Raw genomic sequence first — 19,254 nt, forward strand, 5'->3', positions numbered from 1 at the left:
CTCCTCGGCACCTGAACGCGGTTGAGGGCGACTCCGGACGGCCGAACGAGCCGGAATCCGCCCTCAGACGCACTCAGGGGCGCCAAATCCGCCCTCAACCGCGTTCAGGTGGGAATGGGGGTGCCCTCGGACGCGTTCAGGTGCCGAGGGGAGACGGCCGGGAGAGGGGGCCGGCCGCCGGGTCGCGGCAGCAAAAAGGCCGGGACGCCCGTTGGCGGTCCCGGCCTGCGGTTATCGTGGTGCGCCTGGGCGGATTCGAACCGTCGACACCCGCTTTAGGAGAGCGGTGCTCTATCCCCTGAGCTACAGGCGCGTTGTGCAAAGGCTATTCTAGCCTACTTGGTGCCCCGCTTGCGCNGCTCGCGGGCCAGACGGGCCTCCTCCTCGCGACGGAAGTCGTCGTCCACGATCTGCTGCATGCGCTTCTCGGTCATGCCGGCCACGGTAGCCTCGATCTTGCGGCGGATGGGGCGCACCTTCACCCAGTCGAAGATGAAGCCGCCGATGATNCACACGTACGCCAGTATGATGCAGACCATGGCGGCCATACCCATGGGGGTGCCCGGGTCGCTGGAGGCGCCGGGAACGATGAACATGCAGATCCAGGAGACGGCCGTGAAGGCGAGGCCGGCGCCCAGGAGGATCCACCACAGACGGCGCAGGCCAGCGTAGGCCGGGTCCTGGCGCTGCAGGATGTTGCTGACCACCGTCACGCGGTCGCGCTCGTCGCGCTCGCGGCGCTTGAGCTCCTTCTTCTCCTCCTTGGAGAGGGTGGCGGGGTTGGCCTTGGAGCGGGTCTTGGACCGGCGCTCCACGACCTGCACCGTGGAGCCCGCCTGCGACACCGGCTTGGCCCGGGAGGCGCCCTTGCGCGTCATGCCCGAGACACCCTCGGTGCGCTGCTTCTGGGAGCGGTCGTTGTTGGGGTTACGCTGAGACATGCTGCTCCNTTGCGGGAANGAACGGCTCCCCGCAGACGATCTCGTACGCCTCCTGGTACNGCGCGNCCNTGCCCTCGNCCACGTCGGCCGGAAGGTGGGGCGGCTCCCCCTCCATGTCCNANTTGGCCCGCAGCCAGTCACGCACGTACTGCTTGTCGTAGCTGGGCTGGACCTCGCCCTCCCCATAGGTGGAGGCGGGCCAGAAGCGGCTGGAGTCGGGGGTGAGGCACTCGTCGATGAGGACGATCTCGCCGTCGATGAGTCCGAACTCGAATTTTGTATCGGCGATGATGATACCGCGCTCGGCGGCATACTCGGAAGCCGCCTTGTACAAGGCTATGGAGAGGCTGCGCAGACNGACCGCCACCTCGGGCCCCACGATCTGGGCGCAGCGCTCGAACGAGATGTTCTCGTCGTGGTCGCCCAAATCGGCCTTGGTGGAGGGGGTGAAGATGGGCTCGGGCAGCTTTGAGGCCTCCCGGAGGCCGTCGGGCANCGCGATGCCGCACACGGTGCCGTCCTCGTCGTAGGTCTTCTTGCCGGAGCCGGTGAGGTAGCCGCGCACGATGCACTCCACGGGCAGCGGCTGGGCCTTCCTCACGAGCATGGCGCGGCCGTCCAGGTAGTCGGCCCACCGGGNGAACTCCTCGGGGAAGTCCGCCACGTCCATGGAGACCATGTGGTTGGGCACGAGGTCGGCGAAGCGGTCGAACCAGAACGCCGAGATGCGGNTGAGGACCTCGCCCTTGGACGGGATCTCGGCGGGCAGCACGAAGTCGTAGGCGCTGATGCGGTCGCTCGCCACCATGAGGAGGTTGTCGCCGCAGTCGTAGATGTCGCGGACCTTGCCCGAGCCGTCCGGCCGCCTGTCCATGGTCTCCATATGGGTCCTCTCCCCCGTCTGTGGGCCTCGGCGCCCCTCTCTTCGGACGCACTGACCCTCCATTGTAGAGGAACCCTAATGCGTAGACCCGAGGCCGCGGACGCGGTGGGAGGGCTGCTCGGCTGGGATGTGGATGATGAACACGGTCCCCTGCCCGAGCTCCGACTTCACCTCCACGAAGCCGTTGTGCTTGGAGACGATCTCCTTCACGAGGGACAGGCCCACGCCGAGGCCGCCGCTCACGCGCTCACGGCTGGCGTCGGAGCGCCAGAACCGNGAGAAGACGCGGGGNAGGTCCTCCTCTGCGATGCCTATGCCGGTGTCGGCCACGGAGATGACCATGTCGGAGCCCTCGCGGCCCACGGACACCACCACGTGGCCGCCCTCGGGCGTGTAGCGCATGGCGTTGCTCATGAGGTTGATGACGGCCTGCTTGATCATGTCGGGGTCAGCCGCACAGCGCAGCTCGTCTGAGGGGGCGCGGCCGATGTAGGTGAGCTCGAGCCCCTGGTCGCGGAACAGGCCCTCCTGGCTCTCCACGATGGCACCCACCAGCGCGCCGATGTCGCAGGTNTCCAGCTTGACGGCCGTGGTCCCGTTCTCGATGCGCGAGAGCCGCAGCATGGCGTCCACGAGGCGCGACNGGCGGCGCACCTCGCTGGCCACGAGGGCCAGGTGCTCGTCGTCGGCCGGCAGCACGCCGTCCTGCATGGCCTCCACGTTCACGAGCATGGCCATGAGGGGCGTACGCAGCTCGTGGGCCACGTCGGAGGTGAGGCGGTGCTCCATCGTAAGGTCGCGCTCGAGGCTCGTGGCCATGTCGTCGAAGGTCTCCCCCAACCGGCCGATCTCGTCCTCGCCGTCCACGCGGCAGCGGGCCGNNAGGTCGCCGTTGCGCAGGGCCTTGGCGGCCTGCGCGATGCGCCGGATGGGTTTGGAGAGGGAGTGCGAGATGAACACGCCCATGATGCAGGCGAGCAACATGGCGGCACAGGCCGCGGCCGCGATGGCCCCGTAGGAGTNCTTGCGGAACGCGGCGTCGGACTTGGTGAGCAGGGCGTCCGAGCCGAANGCCCACACGCGCACGGTGCCCACGCGCCCGCCGTCCACCTCCACGGGAGCCGTGACGGCAGACTCCGGCGCGGCCGGCGCGAGCGACACGGAGGGCGCGCCGTCCTCGCCGACGACGGCCGAGGCGGGCCATGTGTCGTCGTAGATGATCGTGCCGTTGGCGTTGATGACCTGGATGCCCACGTCGGACGCCTGGGCGCTCGCGGCGCTCACCACCTGGTTGGTGGAGGCGCCCCAGCCGTCGGCGGCCTTGTAGGCACGGGCCAGCATGCTGGCCGTGTTGGAGGCCATGCGCTCCATGTTGTNGCGGGTGTAGCTCNGGAACTGCCCCTCCCANACCANGNCGAGCNCCGCNACGAGCAGAGCAGCCGTCATGACCGCCGTGAGGGCGAACGAGAGGATGAGCCGGCTCGAGAAGCTCGGCCCACGCCCGACGTCCGCCCTACCGGTCTGCCACGCGGCCCCCTGGCCCTCGGCGTGCTCCTGGCCGCCCTGACCTTCGTGGGCGGTGCTGTGGGAGTCGACGCGGGCCATGGGTTACTTCTGCTCCTCCGCCGGCTTCTCCGGGGCCTCGAAGCGGTAGCCCACACCGTGGACGGTGTAGAGCCACTTGGGGTTGCGGGGGTCGTCGCCCAGCTTGGCGCGAAGGTTCTTCACGTGGGAGTCGATGGTGCGCTCGTAGCCCTCGAAGTCGTAGCCGAGAACCTTCTCCACGAGCTCCATGCGGGTGTACACGCGGCCGGGGTAGCGGGCGAGGGTGGTGAGNNGCTTGAACTCGGAGGCCGTGAGGTCGACCTCCTTGCCCNCCACCATCACCTTGTGGCCGGAGATGTCGATGACCAGGTCCCCGAAGTCCAGGACCTCGATCTGGGGCTCGGCTTCCACGCGGGCGCGGCGCAGCAGGGCGCGGACGCGGGCCNCGAGCTCGCGGGGCGAGAAAGGCTTGATGAGGTAGTCGTCGGCGCCGAGCTCGAGGCCGATGATGCGGTCCTCGACCTCACCCTTGGCGGTGAGCATGATGATGGGCACGTCGGAGGTGTCGCGGATGGCGCGGCAAACGCGCTCGCCGGACAGCTTGGGGAGCATGAGGTCGAGGATGATGAGGTCGAAGGTGNGCTTNTCGAACTCCTCCACGGCCGACTGGCCGTCGCCCACGGAGCGCACCCAGTAACCCTCGCGCTCCAGGTACGCCTGCACGGCGTCGCGGATTACCTTCTCNNCCTCAACCAACAGAATGCGCTTGGCGTCTGAAGCCATGGAGGGCCCCCTTGCTCGCAAAAAACCGGTGCAACGGCCCGGTGTCGCGGGCCGTTCCATATAACTGAACAAATACCAGTCTACCCCAGCCAGGNAATTTCCATNCNNAAGGGGGNATGGGTGANAAGGNTGAAAGGGACCGCCCCGCCTAGGCCACGGAGAAGGCCCGGACCGACACCGCGGAGGGGTAGCCGGTGGTGGGGTCCTTGACGGTGCAGAACGTGACGAAGGTGTCGCACGTTCCCACGCGGGCCGGGTACTCGCCGTAGTCGACGGCACGGTCCTCGGCGGCCAGGGTGCCGTAGGTCGAGTTGGCGAGGTCGGCGACCACGTAGCTGGCCCGCACCTTCACCACCACGNTGTCGCCCTTGCCGGCTGGCGCCGCCAGGGGCTCGCGGGCCACGGAGACGAACGAGCCGTCCCCCTGCGACACGTAGGTGCCCATCTTGCCCAGTTGGCCGCCCGACTGGTAGTTGGCCTCGATCTGGAAGACAAAGCGCTCCCCCATGCGCACGGCCGAGAAGGGCCTGACGGTCTGGGGCAACACGAGCTGGTCCACCTGCTTTGAGAGGTCGGACGCCAGGTCGTAGGCGGTGATGCCGTAATAGACGCCCTCGTCCTCGCGCACGCGGGGCACCAGGGTGACGACGCCGTCGGAAACGGTGGGCTCGCAGGCGAAGCGCCCGTGGGAGGTCACCGCCACAGACCCCTCGGCCTGGCCGGCGCGCCAGATGTGGCAGGTGGAGTCCTGGGTGGACTGCGACCCGGAGGCCACGGGCATGACGAGCCACAGGACGGCGTCGCCGGAGCACGCCACCAGGGGAGGCTCCCACTCGGTGTCGGCCGAGTAGAGCTCCACGGGCTCACCGGCGAGAGCGCCGCCCGAGAAGGCCGAGCCGTAGAGGGTCCAGGAGCCCGAGACGGTGTCGAGCTCCACCCAGGCGTAGACCGAGTCGGAGCAGCGGGCCTCGTAGACCACGTAGGTGGCGCCCTGGGTGCGGGGCCGCTCCACCACGGCCTGGACCGTGCCGGAGGCCAGGGAGAACGCGCCGGCGCTCACGGGCGGGTTGGCGTTCTCGCCGGTGAGCGTGCAGGCGATCCACTGCCCCTCCGACGGCGTGAGCACGGTGCCCAGGGGCAGCGTCCACNCGCCGGTCTGGGCGAGGCCGGGGGCGGCGTCGGCGGCGGTGTAGGAGTCGAGGACGCTCGTGGCCGAGCCCTCGTCGACCACCACGGGGTCGGGGGCCTGGGCGTCTCCCTGACCCTTGGACGAGCAGCCCTGGATGGAGCTCAGGGCCGAGCCGANGACCGCCACGGCGCNGATGCCCACGCCGCCCTTGATGAGGGTGCGGCGGTCGATGGCTGGCCGGTCGGCGCCCTTGGGGCGCGGCACGGCGTAACCGGCGGCCGTGCGGGTGGCGGCGGCCCGGGTCTTGGGGGTCTTGGGCTTGGTGCGGCCGGACGGGGCCGGACGGGTCCGGCCGGCGGCCCGGCGCGGCGTGGGCCGGCGCTGGGTCGATGCCATGGGCTACACCTCCGCCTGGGCCGNCCGGNGGGCGCGGGTGAGCTGGTCGGCGCAGGAGGTGGGTCGGCGGCCGCAGGTGTTGCCCTCGAGGAGCGCCACGATCTCGTCGACCGGGCGGCCGGCACACAGGGTGCCGATGGCCTTGAGGTTGCCGTCGCAGCCGCCCTCAAAGGACACGGAGCGCAGGGTGCGGCCGTCGTCCTCGAGCTCTATATGGATCGCGCGGGAGCAGACCCCGCGCGGCGCAAAGTCATGGGTGGTCATGAAGCTAGAACCCTTTCGTCAGGGGAGAAGTATACGACGGCCCGGGTTTTTTCAGCTTGTATGCACAGACCCTGCGCACGGTTGTCACGCCATCATCACGGGACACAACCCCCCTGTCCCTTTGGTCGGACACTTCTGTCCCATTTTCCGGGGGCGCCCCGTCAGAGGGCCGGATGACATAAATAGAGAAATATAGTGAGTGACAGATAGGCCAGGCACCCCTGTCACCCCCTCCCGGCAGCGAGCGCCCCTACAGCGCCATCAGGTTCTCGATCGCCTGGATGTACACGGCCAGGGCCTCGCGNAGGGCCGCCGCGCTCNCCGCCTCGTTGGGGCCGTGCATGGAGCCGGCCCACTCGGGCACGGCGCGGTCGCCGCCCTCCGGGCCGAAGGATACCGCGTTTGCGAAGTGCCGCGCGTAGGTGCCGCCGCCCATGGTGAAGGCGTCACCCTCCCGACCGGTCACCCCCTCGTAGGCGTCGACCAGCGCCANCACCTGCGGGNAGTCCGGCTCGATGTAGGAAGGCTCCATGACGTGGGGTGCGCTCATGCGCATGCCGTGCTCCTCGGCGAACCGGAAGAGGACCGCGTGCAGGTGCTCGGAGGTCGTCGACGTCGGGAAGCGGATGTCCACGGTCTGGGTGAAGCGGCCGTCCACGGTGCGGGCCACGCCGCCCACCATGGTGAGGGGGCCGAACTTGTCGTCGGCGGAGGCAAGGCCCACGGAGGAGCCATCGGTGGAGGCGAGCAGCCCCTGCACGAACGACACGTAGCCGCCCTGGGTGCGTGCGTCGTACAGGCCGTTGTCCGCGATGTAGCCGATGAGCACGGCGATGGCGTTGACCGTGCCGTCGGGCAGCGACGCGTGGCCGCCCACGCCGGTGGCCGACAGCTCGGCCAGGCCGCCGCCGAGGTNTCGGACCTCGATGCCGTCGGCCACGGGCAGGCTCGCCGCCTGGGCCTCCACCACGGCCGTGGCGGTGCCGGGCACGGCGTTGGCCACGGTGCCGCCGCTCACCGAGACGAGGGGCGCGCCGGCCACGGGGCCCGAGAGGAACGTGGCCGTGAGGTGGCCCTTCTCGCCGCAGCCCACGCAGAACTCGGCGTCGGGGGTGAACAGGAACCACGGCTCGCCCTCGCGCTCGAGGTAGGCCGCCACGTCCTTCATGCCGGTCTCCTCGTTGGCGCCCACGATGCAGCGCAGCGTGCGGGGCAGCGGCCTGCCGGCGCGACGGAAGTACTCGGCCGCCCAGAGCGTGAGCACGAAGNGCCCCTTGTCGTCCACGACGCCGCGGCCCACGAGGTAGCCGTCGCGCTNNCGCAGCTCGAAGGGGTTGGAGTCCCAGCCGGGGCCGGCGGGCACCACGTCCACGTGGGCGATGGTGGCCAGCACGCCGTCGCCGGTGCCAGGGAGGTCGGCATAGGCGATGCGCCCGTCGATGTCGCAGGTCTCGAGCCCGTGACGCCGGGCCTGGTCGAGTGCCTCGTCCATCGCCGCGCGGGGGCCGGGGCCCCAGGGCGCGCCGGGCGCCGCCGCGGCGAGGTCCTCCACGGAGTCCACCGCCACCAGGGCCGCGATGTCCTTCTTGACGCTCGGCCACACCTCGTCGACGAACTCCGAGATCTCCTTCGAAACAGCCATGCCCGCNTCCCCTCTCCTGGGTTCCNTGGGGGTCTTCGTGCCCATTGAGCCCCATGCTGAAACGTGGGGACCGAAAAAGGGCGGACAGGACGGCCTACTCGAAGGAGAGCTCCCCCAGGCGGTCGAAGACCGCGTCCACACGGGTGAGGAAGGAACGCGGGTCGAAGATGGCGTCGAGCGCCTCCCCGGAGAGGGACACCCGTGGGTCGGCGGCGAGCTTCTCGCGGAAGGTGGTGCCGGGCTCGCCCGCCTGGATCTCGCGCCAGGTGGCCATGGCGTTCTCCTGCACCACGGCGTAGGCGTCCTCGCGGCTCAGGCCCTCGTCCACCAGGGCGAGCAGCACCTTGGACGAGAAGATGAGGCCGCGGGTCTTGTTGAGGTTGGCGAGCATCTGGGCCGGGTAGAGCACGAGGCCGTCCACGATGCGGATGAGGCAGTGGAGCATGTGGTCGAGGGCGATGAAGGAGTCGGCCATGGCCACGCGCTCGGNCGAGGAGTGCGAGATGTCGCGCTCGTGCCAGAGGGCCACGTTGTCNAAGGCCACCTGGGCGTTGGCCTTGACCACGCGGGCCAGGCCGCAGACCTTCTCGGCGGTGATNGGGTTGCGCNTGTGGGGCATGGNCNANCTGCCCTTCNGNCCGGCGCGGAAGGGCTCCTCGGCCTCGAGGGTGTCGGTCTTCTGCAGGTTACGGATCTCGGTGGCGATGCGCTCGCAGGTGGCCGCCGTCGTGGCGAGGACACCGGCGAGGTAGGCGNGGTGGTCGCGGCTGATCACCTGGGTGGACAGCGGGTCGGCGTTCAGGCCGAGGTGCTCGCAGACGTAGGCCTCCACGGCCGGGTCGATGGAGGAGTAGGTGCCCACCGCGCCGCTGATGGCGCCGCAGGCCACGGTGGCGCGGGCGTCCTCGAGGCGCCGCAGGTCCCGGTGGAGCTCCCACGCCCAGCTGCCGAACTTCATGCCGAAGGTCATGGGCNCGGCGTGGATGCCGTGGGTGCGGCCCACGCAGAGGGTGTCGCGCTCCTCGAAGGCACGGCGCAGGCAGATGCCGCCGAGACGCCGGACGTCGTCGACGATGATGTCGGTGGCCTGCACCAGCTGAAGGCAGAGGGCGGTGTCGCCCAGGTCGGAGCTGGTCATGCCGTAGTGCACGTGGCGGCTGGGTTTGGGCTCGCCCTCGGGGACCTCGGCGTCGATGTGCTCGCCCAGGTCGGTGAGGAAGGCGATGANGTCGTGGTTGGTGACCGCCTCGATGGCGTCCACCTCGTCCACGTCGAAGCCCGCATGGGCGCGGATCCAGGCGGCCTCCTCCTCGGTGATGCCCGACTCGCCCAGCTTGGCGTGGGCCTCGCACGCCAGCACCTCGATCTCCTGCCAGATGGCGTACTTGTTCTCGAGCGAGAAGATGTGGCCCATCTCGGGGCGGGTGTAGCGGTCGATCATGGGGAGTCCTTTCCGGGTGGCGGGGGCCGGCTGCTAACTGGGGATGATTCTACCGGCTGAACCGCGGCCGTGCGGATTCACGGGNCGTCGGGNNNCGGTGTATTCTTGTGCGGACCTCGGGAAGGGGGGGCATGGGCCACGACGACATGAACGGCGCCATCGCGCGCCCAGGGCGCAGGCCCATACTCAACGCCGGCATCGCGCTGTGCGCGGCCGTCGTGGTGAGCCTCGTCGTGCTCACCTGCGCCTTGGCGAACCCTGCCGCGACGGCGGGCGAGGTCTCGGCCTGCTCCCTGGCCTGCATGGTGGTGGCCTACGCCGTCCCTTGCGTCGCCGGCATGGTGGTGGTCATCATGCGCGACATCTGCGTGCCCCGGCGCCTCCGCTATGCCATGGCTGCGGCGTCCTTCGGGTTCCTGTGCTTCATCGCGGCCTTCCCTATCATGGGCACCATCGCGCTGCCCGCCACAGNGNCCGCCCGGCAGCTCGACGCCTTCTCCGGCGACATAGTGCGGCGCGGCGCGTGGCTCATCGTGCTCCTCGGCCTCGCCATGGGCTTCGCCATGCCCGTGAGCACCCGGGCCAAGGACGGCCCGGCCCTGCAGGCGCCGAGGAGGAGGCTCATCCAGACGACGCTCGCCTGCCTGCTGTGGATGACGCTCTCGTTCCAGCTGGCATTCGCCGTGATGGCCAACGACGCGGGGATCCTGGCCATGGGCCCGGCGGTGACCTTCGTCTCGCGCTCCACCTGCGTGCCGCTCGGGGCGTTCCTCATCACCTCGCTCGTGGTGTCGTGGCTCTGGGGCCTGGCCGCCTTCGGCTACCCCTCGTGGCTCCCCAAGCTCCTGTTCTGGGTGCCGCTGGCCGTGATGGCGGCGCTCTTTGTCTCAGACATCCTCGACGTGCTCCAGCTCCACACGACCCTGAGCGTCGACTTCAACGACTACCGCCTCTCGGGCGTCGGCATCGTCTACACCACGATCTTGGGGATCCTCTTCGGCGTCGGCCTCTCGGCCGTGGACGACTAGGTCACTCCCCCGAGGGCAGCAGCCCCCTGNACCCGAAGAGCCTCTGGCGCAGCGTGGCCGACTTGATGCGGCCCAGGGTCTCCGTGGCAGAGTTGGCCCGCACCAGGGCGTCGCGCAGGGCGGCGGAGGCCTCCCGGGCCTCGTCCCTCTCCTTCTCGATGGAGGCGTTCTGGGCCTCGAGCAGCGACGTGAGCTGGGCTATCTGGGCGTCTTTGACAACGAGCTGCTCTTTGAGGCCCTCAATGCGCTCCTCGTAGGCACGGCGGCTGTCCTCGATCCACGAACGGTAGACCTCGGCCGTCTCGCTCTCCCGCGGCGCGGCGTCCGCCGCGGCCGCCGGNTGGGCCTCCTCGGNCTTGGCAGGCTGGGGCTCGGCGCGCTTCATCAGGGTGTCCGCGATGAGGGAGGCGGCGTAGTCGTCGATGTCGAGCATGCCGCGCTCGCCCTTNTTGACCACGTGCTCGCCGCGCAGGCCCAGGCTGTCGATGGTGCGGATGACCGTCATCTTGGAGACGTTGCAGCGGGTTGCGAGTTCTTTGAGGGTGGCCACAGGGCTTGCTCCTTTTAGGGTGCGACGAACGTGACGGTCATTGTATCACCGCCGGCCCACCGTATCCTGTTGCCGTTAAGGCGTGTTATCCACCCTCTTTGTGCGACACCATACCGTGACGGAAGTGACCCAAGACCGGATCGGATCCACGCCGTAACACAACGTACCTGAACAGGATATGCATTGCGTAACGCCAGTATCCACATGCTGTTGTAAATATAGACTTAAAGAATCAATACCTCGGTNCGACGCCGTTGTGAAGACGGTTGTGACAAAGGACCGNACCTGTAACGCCATAACATCAACTAACAATTATATAGATACGTTCACCGGTTGCCATAACGAGGCACAATGGGTCCCTCCTGGGACCACGGCGGNCNCCGTCAGCACCCCGCCACGNGGCGCCGGCCCCCTAGGGCGCGCACCGACGCGCCGCGGGACGCGAAGAACAGCTCCAGCCACGGTCCCACGGGTTCAGGACCGGAGTCGAGGGACTCGACCCAGGAGAGGGACTGAGCCCCGCAGGCGTCGTGAAGGTGGACCGAGCCGGAGAAGCCGGCCTCGGCAAGGGCGCGGTTGCAGTCGACGACGTCGAACGTGGTGATGACGGCCATGGTCACTCCTCCCCCACCGGGCGCTCCAGGACCACGCGGTAGCCCCAGGTCCGGTCGCTCCCCTGCATGTAGGCCACGCGCTCGCTCAACATGGGGATCACCTGCACGAGGCGCCAGCCGTCCCGCGCCTCCNCGGCCACGATCTCCATGCAGCGGTCCAGGGCGGCGCAGGCGCCGTCGTTGTCACGCACCCCCCTGGGGAGCAACCCCTCACCCACGTTCGTAGCCAAGAAGTCGCGGAACNGCNCGTCGCGNTGGCGATACTCGAACCCTGCCATGGGAACACCCATCTCTNATGATTCCGTTGATTGTCCACGACTATATATAAAAGGAACGCCCCCACCCGCCGGCTGTCGGCGGGTGGGGGCGTCTGTGCCTCTGGTGGGCCCTGTGGGGTTCGAACCCACGACCTTGAGATTAAAAGTGCAGGGGTCGAAGTCATTAGCAAGGCATCTACCTGGCACTATGCTACATGAGTGGATANATGTGGCCNTATACGTTCCCTAGCGTTCCTCGCCGGTACAACCCCGTTCCACCGCACGTTAACCGATGGTCTCCCCCACCTTGCGGGCTGCCTCCTCCATCGCGCCGAGGGCCGGGCGGTAGTAGTTGCGGTAGGTGCTCGTGTGCTCCGAGCGGCCGTGCATCTTGTCCACNNGGTCGGGGGCGACGCCGGCGTCCAGGGCGATGGTGTCGCTCGTGTGGCGCAGGGTCCCCGGCGGCACGTAACGCAGCCCCGAGGCGGAGAGCGCCTCCCGCCACGCCTTGTTGAACCCGCCCACAGGGAGGGACACGAGCCGCTCGTCGGCCGGTACCCCCACGGCCACACCCGCCAGCATTCCCCGGCACGGGGCGAACACCGGGACCGCGCGGGCGGAGCGGTCGTTTTTCGTGTCCTCCCTCACCCCGTCGGCCTCCGTGTAGGTACGCCGGACGGTGACGGTCATGGACTCGGTCTCGGCGCCGGTGGCGAAGTCGAAGAGCTTCGTAAGCGACAGGTCGCAGGGGCGCACGGCCATGGCCTCGCTCTTGCGAAGGCCCGAGAGCCCGAGGGCGAGGTAGGCCCGGAGCTCGGGGCGCCAGCCCTCCGCGGCCTTGAGGGCGGAGGCCACCTCCAGGCGGTCCCACGGCTGCACCTGCTCGGCACGGGCCCGGGGCGTGGGCACGCGGCGCTGCAGCGGCCTCTCGGCGACATATCCCATGTCATAGGCGGCCATGAGGACGGCCCTGAGGACCGTCTTGCAGTTCTTGGGGCTCGCAGCCGCCCTGATCACGGCGGCCACCTGGTCGTGGGTGACACGCCCGACGGCGACGTCTCCGAGGGTCGGGAGCACATAGTGGTCCATGGCGTAGTCGTAGCCGCGGAGCGTGCCCTTGGTCCTGGGGCGGNCCCGGTTGCTCGGGGAGTCCCGGAAGACGCCCCTGTAGAACTCGGCCAGCGTCATCGAGTCGCCGGCGAGGTCCGACGCCCCGAGCTCCGCCGCCATGCGCACGGCCTCGGCCTCCGCCTCGTCGGCCGACACGTCGTGCAGGGTGCGGGTNAGCACCCGGCGGCTCCCGTCGGAGCGGTAACCCCTCATCACCTGGATCTTCACTCTCGACCCGTCGGCAGACCACGTGAGGGTCCCGACCTTGCGCCTGGCCATGGCGCGCCTCCTTCCTGTCCCGTTNGTTCACGCCCGCCNGCCCGGCTGGGTGCAGAGGCCGATGACAGGGCCGATAACCCGGAAGCTTGGGGCGTCGNGGTCGGTGGCGTCGATGGTTCGGTCCCGGTGCACGGGGTTGCTCGACTCCGGGTGCAGGACGATGGTGTCGCCGGCGAAGTAGACGCGCTTGAGCGTCGCGTCGTCCCCGTTGACCATGACGGCGGCCACGTCGCCGCTCCTCGTCTCCTTGGCCGGGTCGACGAGCACCAGCATCCCCTCGGGCACCACGTTGTTCATCGAGTCTCCGGCGCACACGAGGTAGAAGCTATCGTCGCTCGCATCGGGGTTGAACACTATCTGGGACTCGTNGGCCTGCTCGATGGCCTCCCNTGGGTCGCCGGCGGCTATACGCCCGACAATGGGGGCGCGACGGCAAGGATGGAAGGGAACGGCCCCACCCATCTCATCGCTCATGCCAAGGAGATACGAGGCCGACACGCCGAACACACTGCAGAGCGTCCTGATGACGTCTCCCTTGATGTCCTTGGCCCTCGACTCGTAGTACTGATAGGACTGCTGGGTCATCCCGAGGGCTTCGGCGACCTGCTGTTGGGTAAGCCCGGCCTTTGTCCTGGCATCCGTGATTCGCTGGGCTAGCTCGGTCTTCGGCATGGTGGCTCCTTCTACAGACTATGCCTGTAAGAATCTCACAGAAAACTGCTTGACTCAAACAGAATTCCTCTGTATCGTCTTTGGCGTCAGGTACAGAAAACGTCTGTATCCGGATACAGAAACCTCAAGTAGTAGGAGGTGAGGCGCTTGCGCCATAACAACATCGCCAGCGAGCGCGTGCGAATCGGCGAGTCGGTGGAAGACGTCGCCAGGGTTGCTGGCGTGACCGTCTCATCGGTTCGCAAGTGGGAGTCGGGAGAGATGGCCCCATCTGGAGAGCGCCTTGTGCTCATGGCGCGCCACTTCGGGTGCACCCCTGATTACCTGCTCGACATGACCGAGGAACGTACCGGAACCACCCCGACACCCACCGCCCGATGAGAGGAGGTACCAGATGAGCGACGAGAAAGCGCGCTGCCCGTCAATCGACGGGTCACCCGACGGCGGCTCCGGCCAGGGCGCCCGTCGCCAGCGTGCCGATGACCGCGCCCACGGCGGCTGCGGCGGCCCATGCAAGGCCGTCGAAGAGGAACTCCGTCCACAGCCACCGGCCGCGCGGNAAGAGGACGACCTCCCGTGGCCGCATGACACTCTCTGCTCCGATGACGGAACGCCACTGGTCAGGAGGGTCTGGGCAGAAGTCGCCCCCGATGTATACGAGCTCTTCCTTTTCAGTCGCGAAGCCGACCAGGTGGAGGTCGGCAAGCTCCTCCAGCACGAGCGCGAGCTCCATGGCCCGCTGGGGGGAGCGCGAGGTGAAGCGGGACNGCAGCCACCCCTCGTCGACCGCGTCATCGCCGTCCATGTGGTTTCGGACCTTGATGAAGTGAGCGACGAGGTATGCCGGGACTTTGTCCATAAGAGCCTCTCAGCCTTCAACCGGGGGCGCTCCCGGACCAACGCCGTCTACGCGGCCGCCTTCTACGCCTGCGCGACACCGCTGGTCGTCCTGCTGTGCGCCGCCACCGTCGCAGTGGCCCTCGCGGTCCTGCGCCTCATCCCACTCTACCGCTGAAAGGAGGCACCCGATGCCCAACGACATCCAGACCTACTCCAACGACGCCCTCGGAGTCACCGTCCGCACCGTGGTCGACGAGACCGGCGAGCCGTGGTTCGTCGCCAGGGACGTGTGCGACGCGCTCGGCATTCGCACCGATACCGTTCGAGGCATCCTCGAAGAAGATGAGGTCAAGGAGACCAACCCCAACACTATTGGGGTTGCCGGTGGACGCGCACCGCTCATCGTCTCCGAGCCCGGCCTGTACACCCTCGTCCTCAAGTCCCGCAAGCCCGAGGCCAAGGCGTTCCGCCGCTGGGTCACCCACGACGTCCTCCCCGCCATCCGCCGCAACGGCGGCTACATGGCGGCCCGCCCCGGCGAGACCCGCGAGCAGCTGCTGGCCCGCGCCCTGATCGTGGCCGACGAGGCCATGCGCGAGAAGGACGCCCGCATNGCCGAGCTGGAGCCCAAGGCCCTCTTCGCCGACGCCGTGGCCGCCTCCGACGGCACGTGCCTGGTGGGCGAGCTGGCCAAGATGATGCGCCAGAACGGCGTGGAGGTGGGCCAGAACCGCCTGTTCGCGTGGCTGCGCGAGGACGGCTACCTCGGCAGGAGCGGCTCCAACCGCAACGTCCCCACCCAGCGCGCCATGGAGCAGGGCCTGTTCCGCATCAAGGAGACGGCCGTCACCCNCTCCGACGNCCACGTGACCGTCAGCCGCACGCCCAAGGTGACCGGCAAGGGCCAGAGGGTCCTCATGGGGCGCTACTGCCGCGCCGGCGGGNGTGAGTGACGTGGGACACGCCAAGCTCCCGCCGCTGCGCCGCGACTGGCTCCACGTCGACGAGGCGGCGCGCTACATGCGGTGCTCCAACGAGACCCTCTGCCTCCTCATCTCCGACGGGCAGATCCCCGCGTACCTCCCGGCGTCGGAGGCCGTGGACCCGACCAAGCACGTGGCCAACAGCGCCCGGCGCCTCGTCCACNTCGANGACCTCGACNCGTGGCTGCGCAGCCACCCCGCCACGCCCCGGGTGGTGGCCTGATGGCNGCCCGCNGGCGCCGCAGGCCGGCCCCCTCGCCCGTGCCGACCGAGCTGCGCGTCCTGATCTGGNTGNCGGTCCTCTGGGCCGCGTGGCTCGCCCTCGTGTGGGGGCTCCAGGCGGCCAACGCCCGCCCCGCCGAGACGNGCNCCGCCATCANCGCCGACGTGTGCCTGGCCCACGCCCGCGCCGACGGGTGGGACCTGTGATGGGCCCGCTCTACAGCGCCGAGTGGCTGGGGGCGAACCTCGAGCGCGCCCTCGACGAGCGCGGCCTCACCGCATCGGACGCCGCCGACGCCCTGGACATCGCCCGATCCACCGTGGGCCGCTGGATCCGCTCCGAGAGCTTCCCGACGGTCCACTACCTCGCCCACCTCTGCAGCTGGCTCGCCGTGGGCCCGGACGAGCTCCTGGGGGTGGCCCCGTGAGCTGGGAGGCGGACGTGCCGGGCGAGGTGGTGGGCTGGCAGCGCGCCGGGCGCGACGGGCGGAGCGGCAGGACCTTCACGCCCCGCCGGACGCGCCTGGCCGAGGACCGCGTGCGCTCGGCCTGGGCCGCCGCCCACGGCGACGCGTGCCTTGTGCCGCTCGGGCCCGTGGCCGTGGAGGTCCACATCTACCGGCCGCTCCCGGCAAGCCGCCCCAAGCGGGTGCTGTCCGAGCCCGACTGCGTGAAGCCGGACGCCGACAACGTGGCCAAGGCGGTGCTGGACGCCCTCGGCGGGCTCGCCTACCGCGACGACGCCCAGGTGACGTGGCTGCTCGTCCACAAGCACGACAGGACCCGCCGGGACGGCGGGCTCCTGCACATCAAGGTCGACAAGCTCTGAGAAAGGAACCGACATGACCGAACACGAGCGGAAGCTCTGCATGGCGCTGCGCGCCCTGGCAGACATCGCCCTGGTGGACGACGCCCTGCGCACGCACGCCGAGGAGAGGGCCGAGCGCGCCGAGAGGGAGCGCGCCAGGTTCTTCTACGCCGACGACAACGCGAGCCCCGAGGACGGTGAGTGACGTGGCGGCCACCCAGCTCGCGGCGCCCGCCGCGCCCCAGGCCCTGACCATGGCCGACCAGTGGAACTTCGCCAACACCGTGGCCCAGGGGAGCCTGGTGCCCACCGCCTACCGCAACTCGCCCGCCAACGTCCTCATCGCCGTGGGCCTCGGCACCTCCATGGGCCTGTCCCCGGCCGAGAGCCTCTACCGCATCAACGTCATCCAGGGCAAGCCCACGGCGTCGGCCGAGCTCATCGCCGCCCAGGTCCGCAAGGCCGGCCACAAGCTCCGCATCGCCAAGGACGAGGCGGCCCAGAGCGTCACGGCCACGGTGGTGCGCTGCGACGACCCGGACTACCCCATCTCCGTGACCCGGGACCGGGCGTGGGCCGAGGCCATGGGCCTNGCCGCCAAGGAGAACTACGTCAGGCAGCCCATGACCATGCTCACNTGGCGCGCCATCACGGCGGCGGCCCGGGAGGCCTGCCCCGAGGCGCTCTACGGGGTCGCCTACACGCCCGACGAGATGCACGACATGGACCCGGCGCCCCGGGAGGCGGCCCCCGTGACCGTCGTGGACGCGACGCCGGCCCCCGAGCCGCAGGCGTCGACGCAGCCCGAGCCGCAGGCCGCCACCGCGCGGCTCTCCCCCGAGCAGGCCGCCTTCATGCGCGACGCCGCCAAGCGCCTGGCAACAGCCCTCGACAAGGACGAGGAGACCGTGGCCCGGGAGCTGATGGCGGCCCACGGCGACCCGAGGGACCACCTGGGCGACTGGGACGCCTATGCGGCCAAGGTGGCCGAGACGCTCGAGGGCATGGGCGCCGCCCCGGCGGCGCAGGCCGCCGAGGAGCCCGACGAGATCGAGTTCTAGCGGCCGACACGAGAGGGGGCCGGGCGCACGCACGCCCGGCCCCGAGACCCCGACGAGAGGATACCCGACATGTCACGAGGAACCGAGGCCCCCGAGGTCGCCGTGGAGCTGGTGCCCGCCAGCCTCGAGGCCAACCTCGACGCCCTGGAGGCCTACGTCACAGGCGCGGTGGAGGAGCTCTCCGCCGATGGGCTGGACTGCACAGACCCCGACAACTACCGCTGGGCCAAGGGCGCCCGCGCCCAGCTCAACCGCATGGCCAAGGCCGTCTCCCAGGAGCGCAACCGCGTGAAGCGCGACTACATGCGCCCCTTCAAGGCCTTCGAGGACCGCTGCAAGGCCATCGAGCGGANGGCCACCGACGCCGCCAAGCGCCTGGGAGAGCCCATAGCCGAGGCCGACGNGGCGTGGCGCGCCCGGCGCACGGCCGAGCTCGAGGCCTTCTACGCGGAGGGCGCCGATCTGCTGGCCCCGGTGGTGCCCCTCCCCCGCCTCATGGACGGCGAGCGGTGGCTCCGGCGCTCCTGCAGCCTGCCCAAGGCCCAGGAGGAGATGGCCGCCAAGGTGGCCAAGGTGGCCGACGGCTGGGAGGCCCTGAAGGCCGCCGGCCTCGGCGACGCCCTGCCCGACGCCGAGCGCGCCTACTTCGAGANGCTGGACGTGGCCGCCGCCATCGCCGCGGGGCGCGACGCCGCCGACGCCAAGGCCCGCATCGCCGAGATGGCCGCGGCCGTGGCCCCCGAGCCGCTCCCGGAGCCCGGACCCGTCCCCGAGCCGGAGCAGGCGCCGGAGCCCGCCACCGCCCCGGCCACCTGGCGCCCTGGCCCCGAGGACTACGCCCGCATGGCCGGCGAGCCGGCCCCTGCCCCCGAGGAGCCCCGGGGCGACTGGCACCTGACCGTCACGGGGGCCACCCGCTCCGAGGTGCTGGCCCTCGTGGAGGCCATGCGCGCCATGGGGCTCCACGGCTCCATCCGCCGCGAGGGGGCGGCGTCGTGAGCGGGCGGACGGCCCCCACCTACGGCGAGGTGGTGGCGGGCTTCATGTTCCTGGCCGACGACCTGCGCCGCGTCTCCGAGGACGTGGACGGCAGGGCCTGGGCCGTGGAGGACGGCGCCGGCCTGTCCATGGAGGACGTGCACGCGCTGGAGGACGCCGCGGCGGACCTCCACCACCGGGCCTCCGAGCTCCGCGTCCGGGCGGCCCGGTGCGGCATGAGGGGCGTCGCGTGAGCGCCCCGAGGCTCGGCGGCACGAGGCCGTGGAGCCCGGAGGAGGACGCGGCCCTCTACGAGCACTACCGCAAGCACGGCCCGTCGTGGCCGGGATGGCTCGCCGCCGGGGTGGACCGCACGCCCGGGGCCATCTCCAGGCGCGCCTGCCTCATCGGGGCGGCGGAGAGGCGCGGGGACCGGTGGAGGCCGGAGGAGGACGAGGCGCTCAGGCGGCTCCTCGGGCTCCTCGCCGAGAGGATGGCGCGGCCTCCGGTGACGGTGGCCGCCAGGATACGAGAGCTGGCCGCGAGGGACGCGGCCTCGAGAGGAGACGCATGAGCATCAACCGAGTCACCATCACCGGCAACCTGACCCGCGACCCTGAGCTGCAGGCGACCCAGGGCGGCACCCGGGTCCTGCGCATGGGCGTGGCGGTCAACGACCGCTGGCGCAACCCCCAGACCGACCAGTGGGAGGACCGCCCCAACTACATCGATTGCGTCATGTTCGGCAACCGCGCCCAGTCCATCTCCCGTTTCCTCACCAAGGGGACCAAGGTCGCCGTCGAGGGCCGACTCCGCTGGAGCCAGTGG

The 19,254-nt window shown here is 69.9% G+C and carries 18 protein-coding genes and 1 tRNA gene; 10 read left to right on the plus strand and 9 right to left on the minus strand.

The window, feature by feature from the left end; genetic code table 11:
* Window positions 1-237: 237 nt before the first annotated feature.
* The 9 genes from JX283_RS04470 to JX283_RS04515 form a co-directional block, all read right to left on the minus strand.
* Window positions 238-313 (minus strand) — tRNA-Arg (locus tag JX283_RS04470).
* A 614-nt stretch (window positions 314-927) separates the two neighbouring features.
* On the minus strand, window positions 928-1,824 hold the full coding sequence (locus JX283_RS04475) for a phosphoribosylaminoimidazolesuccinocarboxamide synthase (protein WP_204829519.1): 897 nt from the start codon (window positions 1,822-1,824) through the stop codon (window positions 928-930).
* Window positions 1,825-1,899: 75 nt separating this feature from the next.
* Window positions 1,900-3,429, minus strand: coding sequence for a HAMP domain-containing sensor histidine kinase (locus JX283_RS04480; RefSeq protein WP_204829520.1), 1,530 nt, complete (start codon window positions 3,427-3,429; stop codon window positions 1,900-1,902).
* A 3-nt stretch (window positions 3,430-3,432) separates the two neighbouring features.
* Window positions 3,433-4,152: a response regulator transcription factor gene (locus JX283_RS04485; RefSeq protein ID WP_204829521.1), complete on the minus strand. Its 720-nt coding sequence runs from the start codon at window positions 4,150-4,152 to the stop codon at window positions 3,433-3,435.
* Between the two features lie 148 nt (window positions 4,153-4,300).
* Window positions 4,301-5,677 carry a Tat pathway signal protein gene (locus JX283_RS08810; RefSeq protein WP_370583410.1) on the minus strand — a complete coding sequence of 459 codons (1,377 nt, stop codon included), beginning with the start codon at window positions 5,675-5,677 and terminating at the stop codon, window positions 4,301-4,303.
* A gap of 3 nt (window positions 5,678-5,680) precedes the next feature.
* Window positions 5,681-5,941, minus strand: a complete 261-nt coding sequence (locus JX283_RS04490; RefSeq protein WP_204829522.1) for a TIGR03905 family TSCPD domain-containing protein — start codon at window positions 5,939-5,941, stop codon at window positions 5,681-5,683.
* A gap of 250 nt (window positions 5,942-6,191) precedes the next feature.
* Complete coding sequence (locus tag JX283_RS04495) at window positions 6,192-7,583, minus strand: Sapep family Mn(2+)-dependent dipeptidase (protein WP_204829523.1); 1,392 nt, start codon at window positions 7,581-7,583, stop codon at window positions 6,192-6,194.
* A 94-nt stretch (window positions 7,584-7,677) separates the two neighbouring features.
* Window positions 7,678-9,024 (minus strand): adenylosuccinate lyase, encoded by a 1,347-nt coding sequence (gene purB, locus JX283_RS04500; protein WP_204829524.1) that lies wholly within the window; start codon window positions 9,022-9,024, stop codon window positions 7,678-7,680.
* A gap of 3,865 nt (window positions 9,025-12,889) precedes the next feature.
* Window positions 12,890-13,534 carry a LexA family transcriptional regulator gene (locus JX283_RS04515; RefSeq protein ID WP_204829527.1) on the minus strand — a complete coding sequence of 215 codons (645 nt, stop codon included), beginning with the start codon at window positions 13,532-13,534 and terminating at the stop codon, window positions 12,890-12,892.
* Window positions 13,535-13,681: 147 nt separating this feature from the next.
* On the opposite strand from JX283_RS04515, the gene JX283_RS04520 reads away from it, so the two are divergent.
* The 10 genes from JX283_RS04520 to JX283_RS04565 form a co-directional block, all read left to right on the plus strand.
* Entirely contained in the window at window positions 13,682-13,915 is a 234-nt protein-coding gene (locus tag JX283_RS04520) for a helix-turn-helix domain-containing protein (RefSeq protein WP_168353986.1), read from the plus strand.
* A gap of 445 nt (window positions 13,916-14,360) precedes the next feature.
* Entirely contained in the window at window positions 14,361-14,549 is a 189-nt protein-coding gene (locus JX283_RS04525) for a hypothetical protein (protein ID WP_135977550.1), read from the plus strand.
* 13 nt (window positions 14,550-14,562) lie between these two features.
* Window positions 14,563-15,327, plus strand: coding sequence for a phage antirepressor KilAC domain-containing protein (locus tag JX283_RS04530; RefSeq protein WP_204829528.1), 765 nt, complete (start codon window positions 14,563-14,565; stop codon window positions 15,325-15,327).
* Between the two features lie 458 nt (window positions 15,328-15,785).
* Window positions 15,786-16,007, plus strand: coding sequence for a helix-turn-helix transcriptional regulator (locus JX283_RS04535; protein ID WP_204406058.1), 222 nt, complete (start codon window positions 15,786-15,788; stop codon window positions 16,005-16,007).
* Window positions 16,004-16,408, plus strand: coding sequence for a RusA family crossover junction endodeoxyribonuclease (locus JX283_RS04540; protein WP_168354130.1), 405 nt, complete (start codon window positions 16,004-16,006; stop codon window positions 16,406-16,408). The genes JX283_RS04535 and JX283_RS04540 overlap by 4 nt, the downstream gene beginning before the upstream one ends.
* A 13-nt stretch (window positions 16,409-16,421) precedes the next feature.
* Window positions 16,422-16,592, plus strand: coding sequence for a hypothetical protein (locus JX283_RS04545; protein WP_168354129.1), 171 nt, complete (start codon window positions 16,422-16,424; stop codon window positions 16,590-16,592).
* A 925-nt stretch (window positions 16,593-17,517) separates the two neighbouring features.
* Window positions 17,518-18,447, plus strand: coding sequence for a DUF1351 domain-containing protein (locus tag JX283_RS04550; protein WP_204829529.1), 930 nt, complete (start codon window positions 17,518-17,520; stop codon window positions 18,445-18,447).
* The gene (locus tag JX283_RS04555; RefSeq protein ID WP_135978994.1) at window positions 18,444-18,680 is read left to right on the plus strand and encodes a hypothetical protein; all 237 of its coding nucleotides are present in this window, start codon (window positions 18,444-18,446) and stop codon (window positions 18,678-18,680) included. The genes JX283_RS04550 and JX283_RS04555 overlap by 4 nt, the downstream gene beginning before the upstream one ends.
* Window positions 18,677-19,000 (plus strand): SANT/Myb-like DNA-binding domain-containing protein, encoded by a 324-nt coding sequence (locus JX283_RS04560; RefSeq protein WP_135978993.1) that lies wholly within the window; start codon window positions 18,677-18,679, stop codon window positions 18,998-19,000. Before JX283_RS04555 ends, JX283_RS04560 begins: the two co-directional genes overlap by 4 nt.
* The coding region (locus JX283_RS04565) for a single-stranded DNA-binding protein (RefSeq protein ID WP_204829530.1) at window positions 18,997-19,254 on the plus strand (258 nt) is incomplete at its 3' end. The genes JX283_RS04560 and JX283_RS04565, both read left to right, overlap by 4 nt.

Source organism: Olsenella sp. CU969, from assembly GCF_905219715.1.
GTDB lineage: Bacteria > Actinomycetota > Coriobacteriia > Coriobacteriales > Atopobiaceae > Granulimonas > Granulimonas faecalis.

Coding starts and splice junctions, on each gene's coding strand:
- JX283_RS04535 (WP_204406058.1), top strand. CDS start 15,786: ATGGGCCCGCTCTACAGCGCCGAGTGGCTGGGGGCGAACCTCGAGCGC.
- JX283_RS04545 (WP_168354129.1), top strand. CDS start 16,422: ATGACCGAACACGAGCGGAAGCTCTGCATGGCGCTGCGCGCCCTGGCA.